12 protein-coding genes are annotated in these 19924 nt (G+C 68.1%); 5 read left to right on the forward strand and 7 right to left on the reverse strand.

The genetic code is table 11. The features are described from left to right. Positions 1–43 precede the first annotated feature (43 nt). On the forward strand, positions 44–1363 hold the full coding sequence (locus tag MKCMC460_RS23585; protein WP_236984349.1) for an FAD-binding oxidoreductase: 1320 nt from the start codon (positions 44–46) through the stop codon (positions 1361–1363). A 5-nt stretch (positions 1364–1368) separates the two neighbouring features. Here MKCMC460_RS23585 and MKCMC460_RS23590 read toward each other — a convergent pair whose 3' ends face one another. Continuing rightward, positions 1369–2238, reverse strand: a complete 870-nt coding sequence (locus MKCMC460_RS23590; protein WP_238304914.1) for a class I SAM-dependent methyltransferase — start codon at positions 2236–2238, stop codon at positions 1369–1371. Between the two features lie 162 nt (positions 2239–2400). Here MKCMC460_RS23590 and MKCMC460_RS23595 point away from each other — a divergent pair, with 162 nt between their 5' ends. Together MKCMC460_RS23595 and MKCMC460_RS23600 are read left to right on the forward strand one after the other, a co-directional pair. Beyond that, a complete protein-coding gene (locus MKCMC460_RS23595; RefSeq protein ID WP_238304916.1) occupies positions 2401–3642 on the forward strand; it encodes a cytochrome P450 in 1242 nt (413 codons plus the stop codon). Further along, on the forward strand, positions 3642–4214 hold the full coding sequence (locus MKCMC460_RS23600; RefSeq protein ID WP_236977468.1) for a TetR/AcrR family transcriptional regulator: 573 nt from the start codon (positions 3642–3644) through the stop codon (positions 4212–4214). Before MKCMC460_RS23595 ends, MKCMC460_RS23600 begins: the two co-directional genes overlap by 1 nt. A gap of 53 nt (positions 4215–4267) precedes the next feature. Here MKCMC460_RS23600 and MKCMC460_RS23605 read toward each other — a convergent pair whose 3' ends face one another. The 3 genes from MKCMC460_RS23605 to MKCMC460_RS31565 all read right to left on the reverse strand — a co-directional run bounded on the left by MKCMC460_RS23605 (position 4268) and on the right by MKCMC460_RS31565 (position 11427). Then, on the reverse strand, positions 4268–5398 hold the full coding sequence (locus tag MKCMC460_RS23605; protein WP_236977469.1) for an acyltransferase: 1131 nt from the start codon (positions 5396–5398) through the stop codon (positions 4268–4270). After that, complete coding sequence (locus tag MKCMC460_RS23610) at positions 5395–7080, reverse strand: DEAD/DEAH box helicase (RefSeq protein ID WP_238304918.1); 1686 nt, start codon at positions 7078–7080, stop codon at positions 5395–5397. Before MKCMC460_RS23610 ends, MKCMC460_RS23605 begins: the two co-directional genes overlap by 4 nt. 126 nt (positions 7081–7206) lie before the next feature. Continuing rightward, on the reverse strand, positions 7207–11427 hold the full coding sequence (locus tag MKCMC460_RS31565) for a PE domain-containing protein (protein ID WP_370652966.1): 4221 nt from the start codon (positions 11425–11427) through the stop codon (positions 7207–7209). Positions 11428–11715: 288 nt separating this feature from the next. On the opposite strand from MKCMC460_RS31565, the gene MKCMC460_RS23625 reads away from it, so the two are divergent. After that, entirely contained in the window at positions 11716–12306 is a 591-nt protein-coding gene (locus MKCMC460_RS23625; RefSeq protein ID WP_236977471.1) for an LppP/LprE family lipoprotein, read from the forward strand. A gap of 599 nt (positions 12307–12905) precedes the next feature. On the opposite strand, the gene MKCMC460_RS23630 is transcribed toward MKCMC460_RS23625, so the two are convergent. Both MKCMC460_RS23630 and MKCMC460_RS23635 read right to left on the reverse strand, forming a co-directional pair. Beyond that, the gene (locus MKCMC460_RS23630; protein ID WP_236977472.1) at positions 12906–13343 is read right to left on the reverse strand and encodes a hypothetical protein; all 438 of its coding nucleotides are present in this window, start codon (positions 13341–13343) and stop codon (positions 12906–12908) included. Positions 13344–13357: 14 nt separating this feature from the next. Then, on the reverse strand, positions 13358–13966 hold the full coding sequence (locus MKCMC460_RS23635) for a ParA family protein (RefSeq protein ID WP_370653198.1): 609 nt from the start codon (positions 13964–13966) through the stop codon (positions 13358–13360). A 429-nt stretch (positions 13967–14395) separates the two neighbouring features. Here MKCMC460_RS23635 and MKCMC460_RS23640 point away from each other — a divergent pair, with 429 nt between their 5' ends. Next, positions 14396–17800: a TM0106 family RecB-like putative nuclease gene (locus tag MKCMC460_RS23640; protein ID WP_238304919.1), complete on the forward strand. Its 3405-nt coding sequence runs from the start codon at positions 14396–14398 to the stop codon at positions 17798–17800. Between the two features lie 21 nt (positions 17801–17821). On the opposite strand, the gene MKCMC460_RS23645 is transcribed toward MKCMC460_RS23640, so the two are convergent. Continuing rightward, a complete protein-coding gene (locus MKCMC460_RS23645) occupies positions 17822–19729 on the reverse strand; it encodes an MFS transporter (protein WP_238304920.1) in 1908 nt (635 codons plus the stop codon). Between the last annotated feature and the right edge of the window lie 195 nt (positions 19730–19924).

The raw sequence follows: 19924 nt of genomic DNA on the forward strand, positions 1-19924 counted from the left end.
GGTGAGCGTGCTAGACGGCCTGATCTCCGAACTGCCCGAGGGGATGGTGATCACCGACCCCGCGGTGACCGAGGGCTACCGCCAGGACCGCGCCCTGGACCCGTCGGCGGGCAAACCGCTAGCCGTAGTCCGGCCGCGGTGTACCGAAGAGGTGCAGACCGTGTTGCGCTGGGCTTCCACCCACAAGGTGCCGGTCGTACCGCGCGGGGCCGGCAGCGGGTTGTCCGGCGGGGCGACGGCGGTGGACAACGGAATCGTGCTCTCGACCGAGAAGATGCGCGACATCACCGTCGACCCGGTCACCCGTACCGCGGTGTGCCAGCCCGGGCTGTTCAACTCCGAAGTCAAAGCCGCCGCCGCCGAGCACGGACTCTGGTACCCGCCGGACCCGTCGTCGTACGAGATCTGCAGCATCGGCGGCAACATCGCCACCAACGCCGGCGGGTTGTGCTGCGTCAAGTACGGAGTCACCACCGACTACGTACTGGGCATGCAGGTGGTGCTGGCCGACGGCACCGCGGTGCGGCTTGGCGGCCCGCGGGTGAAAGATGTTGCGGGACTTCCCCTTACCAAGCTGTTCGTGGGTAGCGAAGGGACGCTCGGTGTGGTCACGGAGGTGACGCTGCGGCTGCTGCCGGCCCAGCACACCTCGAGTGTGGTGGTGGCCAGCTTCGCCTCGGTGGAGACGGCCATTGATGCCGTGCTCGGGGTCACCGCACGGCTGCGACCGTCGATGCTGGAGTTCATGGACCAGGTCGCGATCAACGCCGTCGAGGACACCTTGCGGATGGACCTGGACCGGACGGCGGCCGCGATGCTGGTAGCCGGCTCCGACGAGCGGGGTCGCGCCGGCACCGAAGACGCCGCGATCATGGCCGAGGTGTTCGCCGAAAACGGTGCGGTGGAAGTGTTTTCGACCGACGACCCCGACGAGGGCGAGGCTTTCGTGGCTGCGCGGCGATTCTGCATCCCGGCGGTGGAGGCCAAGGGATCGTTGTTGCTCGAGGACGTCGGCGTGCCGCTGCCCGCCCTCGGATCGTTGGTGACGGGGATCGCCCGGATCGCCGACGAGCGGGACCTGATGATCTCGGTGATCGCGCATGCCGGTGACGGCAACACACATCCGCTGTTGGTTTTCGACCCCTCCGATGCCGCGATGGCCCAGCGCGCTCAACTGGCCTACGGCGAGATCATGGATCTGGCCGTCGAACTGGGCGGCACCATCACCGGTGAGCACGGTGTCGGCCGGTTGAAGCGGCCCTGGCTCGAGGGGTATCTGGGACCCGAGGTGATGGAGCTGAACCGGCGGATCAAACAGGCGCTGGATCCGTTGGGGATTCTGAACCCGGGGTCGGGAATCTGAGTGGCTCAGAATGAAAATCGGTTGATCACATCGTAATTGCGAATCGGTGTGGCGTTGACCAGCCGCCAAACCAACCGCAGTGACGCCGACGGGATGCGTCCCGACAGTGCCCCAACCGGCGACTGCTCAAGGAATCGCAGCCGCGGGTTCCAGCGCTCAATCTCTCGGGCGTCCCGGATGCCCCACTTGGTGATGCCCCGGGTGAGCACCTTGGACAGTCGCGGCCCCAGCGGCGAGGTGGTGTCGAAGATTAATTCGCCGCTGCTGAACCGATCCGTGAGCCGCTGCAACAAAGTGCACACCTCGGAACCGGTCAGATACATGAGCAGCCCCTCGGCGACCATCAGCAGCGGCCGGTCGGTGGGTATCTCTTCCAGCCAGGCCTCGTCGGTCACTGTTGCGCCGATCATCTGATGCTCGGCCGTGTCGTGATAGAGCTTGCGCCTCAGCGCGATCACTTGCGGTTGGTCGACGTCGAACCACCGCACGGTTTCGGCGGGTTTCTCCTGTCTGAGCGGCGCGCTGTGAGGAGGAGCCGGGTACCCGGGCTTCAGCCGGAACGCGCGGGTATCCATGCCGCAGCCGAGGTGCAGTACGACGGCATTCGGGTGGCGTCGCAGAAAGTCGGCACACCAGTCGTCGAATTGCCTGGCGCGCATGGCGACCAGGTACTGGTTGGACCGGGGAAACGTGGCGCGATGTACCCGGGCCCAGTCGTATTCGATGCGGTCCACCGCTTCAGCTGCCGCGTGGTCCCCCAGAATCGGCTCCGGCGAGCGGCTCTCGTATGCCCGTAGGTACAACGTGCACAGGTTGGTCCATTCCACCGAGCCCCACTGCACGCCGCTGAAGTCGACTTGGTCGGGCGTGGTCATGCTGTTTGTTTGGCCTCCGACACTCGAGTGTGCACCGTGGGCGTTTGCGAGTGAAGCCAGGGCGGGACCTTTCTTTCCCCGCCCAGGATTCACCGGCAACGCTCAGGCGAACGCCACCGGTGCTTCGTTGACAAATACCGGCGAATGTCGTAGATGTAAGACATGACCGCTGTTATGTCTCACGAGGCGCCCGCGAAGTTCGTCCTTGCCACCGCAGAGACCTGGCCCAACCCCTGGCCGATGTACCGGGCGCTGCGCGACCACGACCCGGTTCACCACGTCGTGCCATCCGGGCACCCGGAAAACGACTACTACGTACTGTCCCGGCACGCGGACGTCTGGGCCGCCGCGCGCGACCACCAGACGTTCTCCTCGGCGGAGGGCCTGACCGTCAATTACGGTGACCTGGACATGATCGGGCTGCGGGACAACCCGCCGATGGTGATGCAGGATCCGCCGGTGCACACCGAGTTCCGCAAGCTGGTCTCGCGCGGGTTCACCCCCCGTCAGGTCGAGGCGGTCGAGCCCAAGGTGCGCGAGTTCGTGGTGCAGCGGATCGAGGCACTACGCGCCAACGGCGGCGGCGACATCGTCACCGAGTTGTTCAAGCCGCTGCCGTCGATGGTGGTGGCGCATTATCTTGGTGTGCCCGAAGAGGATTGGGCCCAATTCGACGGGTGGACCCAGGCCATCGTCGCGGCCAACACCGCCGAGGGCGGTATCGCCGGGGCACTGGAAACCGTCGGCGATGCGGTGGGGACCATGATGGGCTACTTCACCGCGCTGATCGAACGCCGTCGCACCGAACCCGAGGACGACACGATCTCGCATCTGGTGGCCGCGGGCGTCGGTGCCGACGGCGACATCGCCGGCGTGCTCTCGATCCTCGGCTTCACTTTCACCATGGTCACCGGAGGCAACGATACCGTCACCGGAATGCTCGGTGGCTCAATGCCTTTGCTGCATCAGCGACCCGATCAGCGCCAGCTGCTGGTCGACGATCACGACCTGATTCCGGAAGCCGTCGACGAGTTGATGCGGCTCACCTCCCCCGCGCAGGGCCTGGCCCGCACCGCCACCCGGGACGTCACGATCGAAGACACCACCATTCCGGCCGGACGTCGGGTGCTGCTGCTCTACGGGTCGGCCAACCGCGACGAGCGCGTGTACGGGCCCGATGCCGGCGAACTCGACGTGCGGCGCCGCCCCCGCAACATCCTGACTTTCAGCCACGGTGCACACCACTGCCTGGGCGCGGCCGCGGCGCGGATGCAGTCGCGGGTCGCACTGACCGAATTGCTCAGCCGCTGCCCGGATTTCGAAGTCGACCCCGAGCACATCGTGTGGTCGGGCGGCAGCTATGTGCGGCGCCCGCTGTCGGTGCCGATCCGGATGCGATCCTGATGGACTGGCTGGCCGAACGGCGCACCGAGGTGGCCGCCGACCGGATTCTGGACGCCGCCGAGAGGCTGTTCACCGAGCACGGGCCCGATTCGGTCGGCATGAACGAGATCGCAAGGGCGGCAGGGTGTTCGCGCGCAACGTTATACCGGTACTTCGACAGTCGGGAGGCACTGCGGACCGCGTACGTCCACCGCGAGACGCACCGGCTGGGCAGCGAGATACTGCGGCGGATCGAGCGGGTTGCCGATCCCCGCGAACGGCTGATCGACGGCATCATCGCCACCCTGCGGATGGTCCGCGAAAACCCCGCGCTGGCAGCCTGGTTCGGGGCCACCCAGCCGCCGATCGGCGGCGAGCTCGCTGGGCAGTCCGCGGTGATCGTCGCGCTGGTGTCCGGCTTTCTGAGTTCGCTGGGCCCTGACGACCCTGTGGCGGTGCAACGGCGGGCCCGCTGGGCGGTACGGGTGATCATCTCGATGCTGACGTTCCCCGGCCGCGACGAGGCCGACGAGCGAGCGATGATCGAGGAGTTCGTGGTGCCGGTGGTGACGCCGGTGTCGGCGCGTCGCTAGTTTTTCCTTCGCTATCTTTTCGCGGTCAGGGTCTGACCCGAAAAGGCGATCGCCTAGACCCGGGTCAACCGGTTCAGTAGCCAGGCCAACGGAATCGTCACCACCACCGTTGCGACGTAGAGATACAGCATCGGACCGGTGTACACGTGCGCTCGCACGATGTAGACCATCGCGAACTCCATGGTGATCAGGTGGATCAAGAAGATCTCGTAGGAGATCTCGCCCAGCCACACCATGGGCCGGCTGGCCAGCAGGACCGAGTACCAGCCCTGATTCCCCAGCGCCAACGGCGCCACCGCCAGCGTGGCGATCACCGTGTAGAAGACCGTCTTCCACAGCGCCTCCGGCAGCGACGCCGGCGAGGTGGTGGGCGCCCCCGCGATCGGCGTGGAGACGATGAAGTAACAGACGACCGCCAGGGGGATCGCGGCGAATGCATAGCAGCGCACGCGCTCCGCCTGCAGCACCGTCAGCAACATTCCGCCCAGAAACCAGGCCAGATAGGTCGGCAGCCACAATCGGGCGCCGTCGGGAATCTGATGATTACTGTGCACCAGGATCAGCCATCCCGGACTGATCAACATCAGCGCCAGGATTGTCGCGATCACCAGTTTGGGCCGCCAGCGCCGTCGGCTTATCGACACCAGCAGCAGGTAGGACAACAGCGGCAGCAGCACATAGAAGGACGCCTCCACCGCCAGGCTCCACATCTGCGTCAGGCCCTGATGCAGGTACTTTCCGAGGTACCCGTCGGTGTAGATCTGGGTGAGCGTCAGGTTGCGGATCAAGCCGAGCCAGCTGTGTCCGGGGTTGGGTCCGGCCTCGCGGAAGTGGTACAGCACGTAGGCAACCAGCACGGTGATCACATAGGCGGGCATGATGCGCCGAACCCGGTGCCGCGCATAGCGAGTCAGCGACGGCGGTGGACCGCCGGTCTGCGCCGCCTTGACCCACGGACGGAACAGCAGGTAACCGGACAGCACGAAGAAGATCGGCACCCCGATCTCCATCCTGGCTCCCACCAGACCCCAGTAGCCGTGGGTGTACTTGCCGGTGGTGTAGGCGGCGTGAGTGCCCACCACCAGCAGTGCCGCGACGGCGCGGACACCGGTCAGCGAGGCCACCCGGTCGACACCGGAGACCTGCTCGAGTCCGCCCTGATCCTGCTCCTCGGAGACCGTCATCCGGCGGGTTTCCGGCGCGGTCTGCCACCGTCGTTGCGGGGCGCCCTCTTGTCGGACTGCCGGTCGGGCCGAAGGTTGATCAGCACACCCGAGATGCGGGTATTTTCAAGCTTTTTCAGCACCGCCCTGGGCAGCTTTGCCGGGAGTTCGACCATCGAGAAATCGGGTCCGATGGCGATATGACCGAAGTCGCTGCGGTGCAGACCCCCTTCGTTGGCGATGGCTCCCACGATCGCTCCCGGACCGATCTTGTGCCGCTTACCCACATCGATTCGGTAGGTGGTGAAAGGCTTTGTCTGCCTGGGCCTTTCGGTACGATCCTGCGGGCCTCGTTTTTCGCGATCGCGTCGCTCCGGCGGCGGGTCGGGCGCCAGCAGGAACGCCTCGCCGTCGCGGGACTGCAGCGCCAGCGCGGCGGCGATGTCGGCCATCGGAACGTCGTGCTCGCGTTCGTAATCCTCCACCAACCGCCGGAACAGCTCGATGCCCTGGCCGCCCAGCGCGCTGGTGATCGAGTCGGCGAACTTGGCGACCCGTTGTGCGTTGACATCCTCGACGGTGGGCAGCGCCGCCTCGGTGAGCGGCTGCCGGGTGGCCTTCTCGATCGCCTTGAGCAGGTGGCGTTCTCGTGGCGAGACGAACAGCACGGCCGAACCTTTGCGTCCGGCGCGGCCGGTGCGCCCAATGCGGTGCACGTAGGACTCGGTGTCGTGCGGGATGTCATAGTTCAGCACGTGCGAGATGCGCTCCACATCCAGTCCGCGCGCCGCCACGTCGGTGGCGACCAGGATGTCGATGTTCCCATCCTTGAGTGCGGCGATGGTGCGCTCCCGCTGACCCTGCGGGATGTCACCGTTGATGGCGGCGGCGGAAAACCCTCGGGCACGCAGCTTTTCGGCGACCTCCTCGGTAGCCTGCTTGGTGCGCACGAAGACGATCATCGCCTCGAACGGCTCCACCTCGAGCACCCGCGTGAGCGCGTCCATCTTGCGCGGGCCCGCCACCTGGATGTAGCGCTGTGAAATATTCTCTGCGGTAGCGGTTTTCGCCTTCGAGGTGACTTCCAGCGGGTCATGCAGGTACTTGGTGGTGATCTTGCGGATGGCCGGCGGCATGGTCGCTGAGAACAGGGCGACCTGCTTGTACTCCGGGGTCTCGGACAGGATGCGGTCCACCTCTTCGGCGAAGCCCATGGTGAGCATCTCGTCGGCCTCGTCGAGCACCAGGTAGTCCACCCGGGACAGGTCCAGCGTGCCGCGCTCGAGGTGGTCGATGACCCGGCCGGGGGTGCCGACCACTACCTGTGCGCCCCTGCGCAGCCCCGCCAGCTGGACGGTGTACGACGCCCCACCGTAGATGGGCAGCACGTTGAGCTGCGGCAGATGCGCCCCGTAGCGGCCGAAAGCCTCGGCCACCTGCAGCGCCAGCTCCCTGGTAGGCGCTAGCACCAGCGCCTGAGTCGCCTTGCTGGTGGTGTCGATCTTGGACAGGATCGGGATCGCGAACGCCGCCGTCTTGCCGGTGCCGGTCTGGGCCAGCCCGACGACGTCGGTGCCGGCGAGCAACGCCGGAATGGTGGCCGCCTGGATGCCGGTCGGCGACTCGTAGCCGACGTCTGCGATCGCCCGCAGGACCGACGGGTGAATCTGCAGGTCGGCGAAGGTTTCGGGAGGGGTGTCCATCGGTTAGGGAGTCTAGTGGTCGGTAAGCCGGCGCCGTCGGGCGCAGGAGGTTAGCGGCCGGTCGGCGGTGCGCAGCATGACGCGGCTCCGGCCAGGCCGCAGCCCGGCCGGAGCCGCGTTCCTCGGTTACGGGTGGTTGGCGCCGTTCATACCAGTGGGGTTGTTCTCGTAGATCGCGTTGTCGACCATGATCACGTCGGCCTTACCGCCGTTGCCACCCGTTCCGATGGTGGTGGCGTTGCCGCCGTTACCGCCGTTACCACCGTGGACTGTCTGGTTGACCAGGTGCGAGGAGTTGCCGGGATCCCCGCTGGGGGAGAGTGCCGCGATGATGTTTCCGTCGGCCGGGCTCCCGCCGACACTGCCGGCACCGGTACCGGTGCCGCCGCTGCCGCCGGTGGCGCTACCGCTCGCGAAGGTGTTCTGACCCAGCGCGCTGATCCGGCTGGCACCGGGAGAGCCTGTGTTGCTCCCCGTTCCGCTGACATTGGCGCCGCCGCCGGTGCCGCCGTTGAGGCCGTCACCGCCCCGGCCGCCCTGCGACGTGCCCGTGGCCTCGGCGTTGGCCCCGCCGGCGGCGATGGACGCGCCTCCTCCGTTGCCACCGTGGCCACCCACAGTCCCGTTACTGGTGGCGTCGCCACCGGCCCCGCCGGTCGACGTACCATGAGCCGTCCCACCGGGGCCGCCCACCGAGATGTCGGGGCCGCCGCTGGGATTGACGACCACGGTCGTCTTGCCGCTCTGGATGTCGGACTGTCCACCCAGACCGCCGACGCTGCCGGTGCCGGTGCCCTTGCCGCCGGCACCGCCGGTTGAGTTTCCATATGAGGTGCCTTGCGGGCCGGCCTCGAGTTCGCCGAAGCCGCCTCGACCACCGGTCCCGCCGCTGACACCTGCTCCGCCTGTGCCGCCGGTTGCGACGGCCTGGAGCCCGGCGCCACCGATCGTGCCGCCGGCGACGGTCGTACTTCCCGTGCCGTCGACGACGACGAGGCCGGAACCGCCCGCGCCGCCGGTTCCGCCGGTGCCTGCGCCACCCTCGCCACCTTGGGCGGTCGCTCCGAAGATGGTGCCACCGTGAACCGTGCCGGTAGTGGGGTCGAAGCCAACGAGGGCCGCGCCGCCGCTTCCGCCGGTGCCGCCGCCGGTGCCGCTGCCGCCCAAACCACCCAAGGCATTGCTGTTGGTGATGTGCCCGCCGCCGCTAGCGGAGACGATGGCCGCGCCGCCGACCTGGCCCGCACCGCCGTTGCTACCGCCGGCACCGCCCTGGCCACCCTTGGCGGTGGTCCCACTGACGGAGCTGCCCGTATCGGACGCGGAGATAGTCGCGGCACCGCCACCGGCGCCCCCACCGCCGGCGGCGGTGCCGCTGCCGTCGCCGCCCCGACCACCGAGCCCGCCAAGGGCAGAGCTGTCGTTGACCGTGCCGCCGCCGGCTGTGGTGATCTGCGCCGCTCCGCCGGCACCACCATTCCCGCCTTTGAAGCCATCACCGCCGGTGCCGCCGGCCCCGCCGCCGCCGCTTTCGATGTAGTTGCCGGACATGTTCTCGCCGGTGACATCGACTTCCTGGGCGGATCCGCCGTTGCCGCCGGTGCCGCCAACGCCGTTGCCGCCCGCGCCGCCGGCGCCGCCGTTGCCGCCGTGAACGGTCATGTCAGTGGAGTGGGTGCCGTTCAGAGGTATCAGCCTGGCGACCGCACCGTCACCGCCATGTCCACCCACGGCGCCGTTCGTGCCGTTGGCGCCGCCGTTTCCGCCGTTGCCGCCGATCGAGGTGCCGTTCACAATCTGTGTGCCGAGCGGACTGGTGTCGGTGTTGTTGGTGACCCACGCGTAACCCCCGTTACCGCCGCTGCCGCCGAGGCCGTCGCCGCCGTTGCCGCCAGTGGCGTGGCCGGTCGCAGAACCGTACAGGCCGCCGACTTGGGCATTGCCCGCCAGGCCGCCGCTGGCATTGAGGGCGCTGGCACTGCCGCCGTTACCGCCCGTGGCGGTGCCGGAAGCCGAGCCGTCAAGCCCCCCGGACAGCACTACTCCGTAGCCGCCGCCCCCGCCGTGTCCGCCGTTGATCGCATCGCCTCCGTTACCACCGGTAGCGATTCCCGAAGAGTCGCCGCCGGTGAGACTCCCCCAGCCTGCCTGTACTTCGCCGCCGCCGTGGGTCGGGTCGTACGCGTTGCCGCCGACGCTGTCGGCGCCGGTGGCCTTGCCGCCGTTGCCTCCGGTGCCCGTGCCGCTCGCGGTGCCTCCGGCACTCGCATTCACGTCACCCAGGCCGCCGTAGCCGGCTGTGCCTCCGTCGACGCTGTCGCCGCCCCTGCCCCCGTTGCCGAAGCCGCTGGCGTGACTGTCCGCGCCGCGGGCCACGATCGCGCCCTGCCCGCCGGCACCGGCGGTGCCACCGGTGCCGAAGGCGTTGCCACCGTCGCCGCCCTTCGCGGTACCGCCGGCGGTGCTGGTTGCGGTGTCGGCCCAAATGGTCGCGCTACCACCGGTCCCCCCGGTGCTGCCGGCCGCACTGGCGCTGCCGTCGCCGCCGTGCCCGCCGTAGCCGCCGGTCGCGGTACCGCTGACGGTGCCGGTGGGTCCCGAAATGAGGGCACCGCCGCCACCGCCGCCACCGCCGCCGCCGTAACCGGGGCCGGCTGCGGTACCGACCGCACCGGCACCACCCGATCCACCAATCTGTCCGGTCGCACCGCTACCGATGCCGGCACCGGTACCGCCGGCCCCACCCGCGCCGCCGCTGCCGTTGGCGCCGCTGCCGTGACCGAGGCCACCCTTGCCGCCGGTACCGCCCGTTCCACCAGCCTGTGCCTCATTTGCGCCACCGAAGCTGGGGTTGCTGAACTGGTTCTGGCCGGCGCCGCCCTTGCCGCCGGCGCCGCCGGTGCCGCCGGTGCCGTTGACGCCACCGTCACCACCCGTACCACCGTTGCCGCCGTGGCCCGCCTGTTGACCGGTACCACCGTCGGCGCCGGCACCGCCTTTCCCGCCATCCCCGCCGTGGCCGAACGCAGTGCCATTGCCGCCGGTGCCACCATTGCCGCCCGTGCCGGTGCCGCCGGCGCTGAAGGTGCCGGTTGCGCCGTCACCGCCATTACCCCCGTCGCCGCCGCTGGTGGCCGCGGCACCACCATGACCCGCCGATCCTGCAGTTCCGGTGCCGGCCAGCCCGCCGGTGCCCGCTGCGCCACCGGTCCCGCCAGTGGCGTGAGCGGTACCGGCGTTGCCGCCGTTGCCGCCGTGACCGCCGTTGCCGGCGCTCAGGGCAGCGCTCCAATCGCCTGCCGCGCCGGCGCCACCCGTGCCGCCGATTCCAGCGTCACCGCCGTTACCGCCGCTGCCGCCGTCGCCATTGGCGCCCAGGGAGCCGAACAATCCGCCGGCGCCGCCCGCGGCACCCTTGCCGCCGTTGCCGGCGAGGCCGCCGTTACCACCGTCGCCGCCGTCGCTGCCGAGACCGGTACCGCCGCTGGCCCACGTGCCGGTCGTGCCGGTGGCGCCGGTGCCGCCCGCACCGCCGTCGCCGCCGACACCTCCCGCGCCGCCGGCACCGCCGGTGGAGAACAAGGCGCGTCCCGCGCCACCCACGCCACCGTCTCCGCCGAGACCGCCGTGCCCGCCATCTCCGCTGGTGCCGGCCGTGGTGACGCCGATGCTGCCGTTACCACCCGCACCGCCGACACCGCCCGCACCGCCGTTGCCCCACAGCAGGCCGCCCGCGCCACCGGCGCCGCCGGTCCCGCCGGACGTGCCGGCCGCGCCATTCGTCCCGGTCCAGCCGATTCCACCGGCCCCGCCGGCACCGCCGTGGCCGAACAGGAATGCGGATCCACCGGCCCCGCCGGTGCCGGCGGCGGTGGTAGCCGTTCCGGCCACACCCGACCCGCCCTTGCCTCCGTTACCCCACAACCAACCGCCGTCGCCACCCTGCTGTCCCGTCCCGGCCGCGCCATCCGCACCGTCGCCGAACAGTGGACGCCCGGTCAGCGCCTGGCTTGGTCCGTTGATCAGGCCGGTCACCTCCTGGGCCAACGTGTCCAGCTGCGATGCCGCGGTCGCTTCGGTCAGCGAGTAGGCCCCGGCGCCGGAACCCAGCGTCTTCACGAACTGGTCATGGAACACCGACGCCTGCGCGCTGAGCGCCTGAAATTCCTGTCCGTAGGTGCCGAACAGCGCTGCTATCGCCGCCGACACCTCATCCGCGGCCGCGGCCGCAACCTGGGACGTCGACCCCGCCGCCGCCGCTCTGGCGGCCTCGACCGCCGTGCCGATGTCGGTCAGATTTGTTGTTGCTGCAGACAATGCACTAGGCGAAACCAACAGGTAATACATTTGAGAGCCCCCATCCGAAATCTGCACGCTCAAGCCACCGCTCCGCTCCCGCCGCGGAGCTTTCAATGGATTAACTAGTGATTGCCAGAGCTCGGTGTGAGTTTTACACAGAAACTTTCGCAGTAGGTCATATTGAAAAAGTAATTTCAACAACTTTTCAGCCGCCGAACGACTCCACCTCATATGACCGGTGGTCATCAACTGCGAGGCAGCAGCAACGCAGCACGGTCACACGCCACATGGTGGTACGGCCGCGCCTGCCACACCCGGCAGCCCGGTGCCGGTACGGTGCCCGATGTGTGGTCGCTCCGTTGTCGTGCCGCTGCACTGACAGCTTTGTCAGCCGCGGCGGGGGCCGCGACATTGGCTGGATGCGGCTCGGGGGACTCAACCGTCGCCAAGACGCCACAGGCCACAAAGCCCACCGCTGCGTCGGCTGTCACCACCGCGCCGACAGCCGCGGCGGGCCCGCCACCGAGCACTAGTGCGGCCCCGCCCGATCCCTGTGCAGTCAATCTGTCCGCACCCACCATCGCCAAGGTCGTCTCGGAACTACCCCGCGACCCGCGCAGCCAGCAGGCGTGGAACCCCGAACCGGTGGCCGGCAACTACAACGAGTGCGCCCAACTGTCGGCGGTGATCATCAAGGCCAACACCAACGCCGAGAATCCGACCACCCGGGCGGTGCTGTTCCATCTCGGCAAGTTCATCCCTCAGGGCGTCCCGGACACCTACGGGTTCAACGGGATCGACCCCGCGCAGAGCACCGGCGACACCGTTGCGCTGACCTACCCCAATGCGCTCGGGGTGGGCAGCGTGGTGAGGTTCCGGTGGAACGGCAGCGGCGTGGAGCTGATCGGCAACACCGGCGGCCGCTGAGCTGCCCGATCATCGCTCGGAGGACGCTCAACGGCGAGCGGATACTCCTCCCCTGACTCGCGCGCCACAGGTGATTGCCAACTAGGGACAGATGGGGCCGCCGGGTCGGGCTTGTCGGCGTCGCCTCGTGCTCCGTCGGCGGTGACGCAGGTAGTGCCGTAGCTGCGCCGGGTCCCTCCGGGATGCGACACACAAAGACGACGGCAAAGACGACTGCGCATCCCGCCACAGCTAGCGCGGACCCCACTCGCAGTAGCTTCCGAAAAATGGTGCGAACGGTTCTCGGCCTCGAGCTTTGCATCAAATTATCTAAAGATTCCCGCCAGAACAGCTATTTGCTAACTCGAACCATAAGGATTTATGGAAGTACATATATGCATCAATATGCGAATGCAAGAACGCTTTTTACAAAGATACTGAATAGTTAAGCAGATGACTATTTAAATAGTAGTGCATTATTTGCCAGATGGCTGGCTGAATCACGTGGTGGCAACTGGGCATCGCGAGCCACCGCTGCGCGCGGCGCGACGACGACAAGCTGAGGCGACTCGGGGACGGAGCTAAGCGGCCACTGGCGTGGCCGTACGGCCTCTAGCCAATCAACGCAGGTCAGGGTAAGTCTGAACGATTGCCGCCATGACAAGCGCTTGCAGGCTCGTCGCCTCATCCGCCACGACCCGCTTGAGGGTACGGTGCATCGCCCGGGGCAAGTCGAGCGTGGTCCGCACACCACCGCCCGCGCCTCGATGAGTCACGGATGCGCGAGCCAACCCAACGGGATCCTTCAGCCCCAAATTGATAGCAGTACGGATGAGTTCGCCCATGGTCGTTTCCTGGTCTAACGCCCGACGCTTGAGTGCGGTACGCATCGTCTGCTGCAGGAGCAATGTGGTCCGCATGGCCTCGTGGCCCACCGGTGCTGGCATGGGTGTGAGCTGCGAAGCCTCGTCGTAGCCCTGAAATGCACTCGCCGCGCGCGCCGTGGCGGCCGCTCCGGTAGGCCGGCGGATCACGGCCTCCCGCACGGCTGCGGACATCGAAGACTTCTCCGTCATACCGTCGCGGCCTTCCCGTCGGTCCACGCTGCAGCAATGAGTTCGTCGAACACGTCGGCGTAGTCTCCCAAATCTTGCGGTATGTCGCGACCGAACGCACGCTCGATCGCACTGTGATGCCGTACCACGCTGTGCATGACCGGGGCGTTGGCAGCAATTAACGCCTGCGGCATTTCCACTGCCTCGACCTTCCGCGCATCCACCAGGGTCAGCAGTATCGTCGTGGGACGGTGCTGCGTGACGTCCAGCGTGGGCCAGACTCGGTCGATGTCCGCCGCGCGGGGGCCGGTCGGAATGATTACCAGGTCGGCTACGTCGATCGCGGCATCGATCGCCGCCGCCACTGCGGGCGGGCTGTCCACCAATATCAGTTCGCCCGGTTCACTCGCCAAGGCGCGCACGGCCGCCGCTGTCCCGGGAACGACATCAAAGGGCAGCGGCGTCCCCCGGTGCGCGGCCCGATCGGCCCACGAAGAGGCTGATCCTTGCGGATCCGCATCGACGACACGCACCGCAATCCCCCGCCGCTCCGCAGCCGCGGCCAAGAACATCGCCGTCGTCGTCTTCCCGACGCCGCCCTTTGTCTGCACTAGCGACCAGATCACAGCTCTGCAAAATCCCCCAAGTAAAGCCCGTATGACGCCGACACCTCGTATTGCGTCGGCACAGCAATCTAGCTGGTGAAACACACCACAGAGTCGACCGCGGCCCGGGGCCGTGGACCGCTGACCGGAGGTGAGTCCAACCCGCCGGCACAGCCCACGGTCAGGCGATATGGGCAACTCTCGCGCAGGAGGTGGATCGACACCGGGACCCCGACCCCTCCTCCCGAACGATCGATGACATTACGCACGATTATGTGCGTTCTGCATGAGTTTCCACAATCTTGTGTGGACGATTCAGAATTCACTTGGCCCGGCGATCGGTTGCACCGCGGGATTTTCAGACCCTCGATGCTCGCGGTCGTCGCGGCTAGCTGCAGCGAACAGAAGAGCCGGCCACGCCTGTCGTACCCCTGACCTACAGTTGCGGCTGTGTTCGTCACCGGCAACAGGATCGTCTACAGCGCTTCGGATCTCGCGTCCGCCGCGCACTGCGAGTACGCGCTGCTGCGTGACTTCGACGCGCGGTTGGGTTGGGGACCCGCCGTCGCCGCGGAGGACGACCTGCTCGTGCGAGCGGCGGTGCTGGGCAACGAGCACGAACGCCGCATGTTCGGGCAGTTGCGCACCAACTACGGCGACGAAGTGGCCGTCATCGGCCGGCCCGCGTACACCGATGCCGGGTTGACTGCCGCCGCGGCGGCCACCATGCGGGCAGTCACCGACGGCGCCCCGGTGGTGTACCAGGCGGCGATGTACGACGGGCGCTTCGTCGGGTTCGCCGATTTCCTGATCCGTGACGGCGAGCGGTACCGGGTCACCGACACCAAGCTGGCCCGTTCCCCAAAGGTCAGCGCGCTGCTGCAGCTGGCGGCCTACGCCGACGCCCTGACGTCGGCCGGTGTCCCGGTGACCGAGCATGCCGAGCTGATTCTCGGTGACGGCACGGTGGTGCCTTACCCGGTCGACGACCTCATCCCGGTCTACCGGTCTCAGCGCGCCCATCTGCAGGAGTTGCTGGACGCCCATCACGCCGCCGGCCGGGCGGTGGACTGGGAAGACGAAGGCGTGCAGGCCTGCCTGAGGTGCACGCTGTGCGCTGAGCAGCTGCGAGACCGCGACGATCTGCTGCTGGTCGCCGGGATGCGGGTCAGCCAGCGCGAGAAGCTGATCGGCGCGGGCATTACCACCATCGGCGAGCTGGCCAACACGGGCGGTCCGGTGGCCGGGCTGTCCCCCAGCTCACTGAGCACGTTGTCCGCGCAAGCCAAAATTCAACTGCTGCAACGCAATACCGGTACTCCGCAGTTCGAGATGGTGAACCCGCAACCGCTGGCTTTATTGCCGGAGCCCGACCCGGGTGACTTGTTCTTCGATTTCGAAGGTGACCCGCTGTGGACTGCCGACGGAACGAACTGGGGCCTGGAATACCTCTTCGGCGTGTTGGAAGCGGGTCCGACGGGCGCTTTTCAGCCGCTCTGGGCGCACAACCGGGCTGACGAGCGTGAAGCTCTCAAACAGTTCCTGGCCATGGTGGCCAAGCGCCGCAAACGCCGCCCCAACATGCACATCTACCACTACGCGCCCTACGAGCGAACCGCGCTGCTGCGACTGGCCGGGCGCTACGGCGTCGGCGAGGACGAGGTGGACGATCTGCTGCGCAACGGTGTGCTGGTCGACCTGTATCCGTTGGTGCGCAAGAGCATTCGGGTGGGCGCGGAGTCGGTCAGCCTCAAGGCGCTGGAGCCGCTGTACATGGGTGCGCAGCTGCGGTCCGGGGACGTCACCACCGCCGCCGACTCGATCACCGGCTACGCCCGGTACTGCGAGTTGCTCTCGCAGGGTCACGCCGGCGAGGCCGCCACGGTGCTCAAGGAGATCGAGGACTACAACCACTACGACTGTGTGTCCACCCGCAACCTGCGCGATTGGTTGCTGATCCGGGCCTGGGAAGCCGGAGTCACCCCAGCCGGAACCCAACCGGTTACCAACCAGGACACCATCAAGGACCATGATGAGCTGGCGTCGAAGCTCGCGAAGTTCACCGGCGACGCCGCGGCCGACGACCGCACCCCGGAGCAGACGGCGGTGGCCCTGGTGGCGGCGGCGCGCGGCTATCACCAGCGCGAGGACAAGCCGTTCTGGTGGTCGCATTTCGACCGCCTGAACTATCCGATCGACGAATGGTCGGACAGCACAGACGTTTTCGTGATCGACAACACAACGGTCGCCGTCGATTGGAACACCCCGCCCCGGGCCCGCAAGCCGCAACGGCGCCTGAAGCTGACCGGTGAACTTGCGCGCGGCGAACTCCACTCGCAGGTGTTCGCGCTCTATGACCCACCGGCCCCGCCCGGCATGACCGACGACCCGGATCGTCGTGCCGCGGCGCACGCCGAAGTCATCGAGGTCGACGATCCGACGCTGCCCACCACGGTCCTTCTGTTGGAGCGAACCGGCAGCGACGGCCACCCTTTCGACCAGGTGCCGTTCGCGCTCACCCCGGGCCCGCCGGTGCCGACGACGGCGCTGCGGGAATCGATCGAGTCCACGGCGCAGGCAGTGGCTTCGGGGTTGCCGGAGCTGCCTCGCACGGCGATCACCGACGTGCTGCTGCGGCGCCCACCGCGCACACCGGGCGCGCTGCCCCGCACCGGCGATACCGTCGCCGACATCACCGCCGCGACACTGAGCCTGGACTCGTCCTACCTGGCCGTGCATGGACCACCCGGCACCGGCAAGACGCACACCGGCGCCCAGGTGATCAACACACTGGTCACGGACCACTCGTGGCGCGTCGGCGTGGTCGCGCAGTCACACGCGGCGGTGGAGAATCTGCTGGACTGTGTGATCGACGCCGGCCTGGACCCGACCCGAATCGCCAAGAAGCGCCACGACGGCAGCCCCAAACGCTGGCAGCAGATCGACAACAGCGCCTACCCGGCGTTCATCGCCGACAATGCGGGCTGTGTGCTGGGCGGCACCGCCTGGGATTTCGCCAATGCGAACCGGGTGCCGCCGGGTAGCCTCGACCTGCTGGTGATCGACGAGGCTGGACAGTTCTGTCTGGCCAACACCATCGCCGTGGCGCCGGCGGCGGCCAACCTGCTCCTGCTCGGCGACCCCCAACAGCTGCCGCAGGTCAGTCAGGGCACCCACCCGGAACCGGTCGACGTGTCCGCACTGGACTGGCTCGTCGACGGCCAGCGCACCCTGCCCGACGAGCGCGGATACTTCCTCGACCTGTCCTACCGGATGCATCCGGAGGTGTGCGCGGCCGTCTCGAAGCTGTCGTACGAGGGCCGGCTGCACTCCCATTCCGAGCACACCACCGCACGCCGGCTGGCCGGATTCCGCCCCGGCGTCCAGGTGCTTCCCGTTGCGCACCAAGGCAATTCGATCGACAGCCCAGAGGAAGCGGCGGCGATCCGGGCCGCGATCCAGAAGTTGATCGGCAATGCATGGTCCGACGGACACGCCACCCGCCCGCTGGACCCCGCCGACGTGATGGTGCTCGCGCCCTACAACGCGCAAGTGACGCTGATCAGACATGAGCTGGCCGCCGTCGGGCTCGACCGGGTGCGGGTCGGTACCGTCGACAAATTCCAGGGCGGTCAGGCGCCGATCGTGTTCATCTCGATGACGGCGTCCTCGATCGAGGAAGTACCACGCGGAATCTCGTTCCTGCTCAACCGTAATCGGCTCAACGTGGCAATCAGCCGAGCGCAGTACGCGGCCGTGATCGTGCGCTCCGAACAGCTGACCCGCTACCTTCCCGCCACCCCGGCCGGCCTGCTCGAGCTGGGTGCGTTCCTGGCGTTGACGCACGCGGACTAGGCGTGTCCGGCCAGTGCCTAGCTAGGACGCCCCGGGGCCCCCGGGCCGGCGTGGTGGAGCCGTTTCGCCGCGCCGGAACGGCACCCGTTGCCGCACACCGACCTGCGGCCCGTGCGGGGCGCCGCCGCCGGGCACACCAGGCCGGGGGCCGGCGGCCGGCGCAGCACGCCACGGCTCGCCGGGCTGCCTTGGCTCGATATGCCCTGGCCCGACACGCCTTGGCTCGCCGGGATGCCTCGGCTCGCCGGAAAGCCTCGGCTCGACGGGACGCCGTGGCTCGACCACGGACCGGCGCGTCTCGATGGGCGGCGCGGGTCGCACTGCGGTAGGCCGGGGTTCGGGGTCGGGTTCACGGCACAGCACGTACTCGACATACGCGTCATCATCGAGTCCGGGGTCGAATTCGGGTTCGCCGGTGTCGTCACCCGCCCCAAAACCCCGCCGGTCGTCGCCCGCCCCCCGACGCCAGCCCTGCGCCGCCCCGACCAGAAACAGCGACGCGACGACGCCGAACAACGCGATGAACGCCGGTAGCAGCATCGACTGCGACATCGCCGCCGCGAACGGCCCCCGCAGGAATTCCGGCAGCTGTAACCCCTCATCTCCTGTTGGATGTGCCGCACCGCCCGAGCCGGGCAGTTCCGCGCCGATCCGTGAGGTCATGAACGCAGCCATGCCGGCGCTGCCCAACACCGCGCCGAGCTGCCGGGTGGCGTTGTAGGCGCCCGAGCCGGCGCCGGCCTGCTCATGCGGCAGGTTTCGGGTGGCGGTCGCTGCCAACGGTGACCAGATGAACGCGTTCGCCACCCCCAGCACTATGAACGGAAGCACCAACCGCCAGATCGGTGTGGCCGGATTCAACTCGATCGAGATCCAGGTCAGCGAGATCGCCAGCGCCGAGAAGCCGAAACCCAGCAGCGGCACCGGGTGGGTCCGGTCGATGAACGTGCCGACGATGGGCGCCAGCACACCGCTGGCGATGGCCACCGGCGCGATCAGCAGCGCCGAACGGGTCGGCGACAACCCGCACACCAGCTGCGCATAGAAGGTCAGCGGCAGCATCATCGCGGTGGACGCGAACGAGATGATCGCCACGCCGATGTTGCTGAGGCTGAAGTCGCGGTCACCAAAGATGCTCAGCGGCACCAGCGGCGCGTGGCGATTGATGGACTGCCAGTAGACGAAGGCGGTCATGAACCCGACGCCGGCGACCAGCACCGCCCAGATCCACGGCGCCCAATGGGCGGATTGGCCTTCCTGCAGACCGAAGACCAGCAGAAACATGCCCGCCCCCGACAACGCGACGCCGATCAGGTCGAAGCGCTGGTCGCGGATCGGCAGCACCGGAACCAGCCAGACCGCCAGCGCCACCGCGATCACGCCGACCGGCACGTTGACGAAGAAGATCCACTGCCAGCCCAGACTGTCCACCAGTAAGCCGCCGACCAGCGGCCCGATCAGGCTGGCGACGCCGGCGGTGGCGCCCCACATGCTCATCGCGGCGCCGCGCCGGTGCGCGGGGAAGATCCGGGTGATCGTCGACAACGTCTGTGGGGTGAGGATCCCGGCGCCGACCCCCTGCACCATCCGGGCCGTGATAAGCATCGCCGCGGAGCCGGCCAGACCGCACCACACCGAGGCGACGGTGAAGATCACCAACCCGACCAGGTACAGATTTTTCGGGCCGAACCGGTCGCCCAGCCGCCCGGCGACCAGCAGCACCACCGCATAGCCCAGCAGGTAGGCGCTGGTCACCCACACGACGGTGCCGTACCCGATCTGCAGGGCCTTCATAATTGTCGGGTTCGCGACGGCGACGATGGTCGAGTCGACCATGATCATGAAAAAGCCGAGCATCATCGCCCACAGCGCCGCCCAGGGGTTCGCGGACAAGCTGCCCGCATGCTCCCGACCGGTCGCCGTGCTCATGTTGCGCACCTCGTTTCGAATCCAGCCCGCATTATTCCCTCCCGGTTGCCGCCGCGCTGCCCGCCGCCCCCGCCGCCCTTCCCGCCCGCCCGGGAACACCTCGAAGTGCCTGCCGCGTTCCCCAGTGGAACATGTGCAGGTTTGCTGCCCGAACCGCGTCCGGCCGCCCGGACGCTAGCCTGGGGAGAGGCCCTT

This window comes from Mycobacterium sp. 20KCMC460 (assembly GCF_022179425.1).
Classification (GTDB): Bacteria; Actinomycetota; Actinomycetes; order Mycobacteriales; family Mycobacteriaceae; genus Mycobacterium; species Mycobacterium kiyosense.

Coding starts and splice junctions, on each gene's coding strand:
- MKCMC460_RS23585 (WP_236984349.1), top strand. CDS start 44: ATGGTGATCACCGACCCCGCGGTGACCGAGGGCTACCGCCAGGACCGC.
- MKCMC460_RS23590 (WP_238304914.1), bottom strand. CDS start 2,238: ATGACCACGCCCGACCAAGTCGACTTCAGCGGCGTGCAGTGGGGCTCG.
- MKCMC460_RS23595 (WP_238304916.1), top strand. CDS start 2,401: ATGACCGCTGTTATGTCTCACGAGGCGCCCGCGAAGTTCGTCCTTGCC.
- MKCMC460_RS23600 (WP_236977468.1), top strand. CDS start 3,642: ATGGACTGGCTGGCCGAACGGCGCACCGAGGTGGCCGCCGACCGGATT.
- MKCMC460_RS23605 (WP_236977469.1), bottom strand. CDS start 5,398: ATGACGGTCTCCGAGGAGCAGGATCAGGGCGGACTCGAGCAGGTCTCC.
- MKCMC460_RS23610 (WP_238304918.1), bottom strand. CDS start 7,080: ATGGACACCCCTCCCGAAACCTTCGCCGACCTGCAGATTCACCCGTCG.
- MKCMC460_RS31565 (WP_370652966.1), bottom strand. CDS start 11,427: ATGTATTACCTGTTGGTTTCGCCTAGTGCATTGTCTGCAGCAACAACA.
- MKCMC460_RS23630 (WP_236977472.1), bottom strand. CDS start 13,343: ATGTCCGCAGCCGTGCGGGAGGCCGTGATCCGCCGGCCTACCGGAGCG.
- MKCMC460_RS23645 (WP_238304920.1), bottom strand. CDS start 19,729: ATGAGCACGGCGACCGGTCGGGAGCATGCGGGCAGCTTGTCCGCGAAC.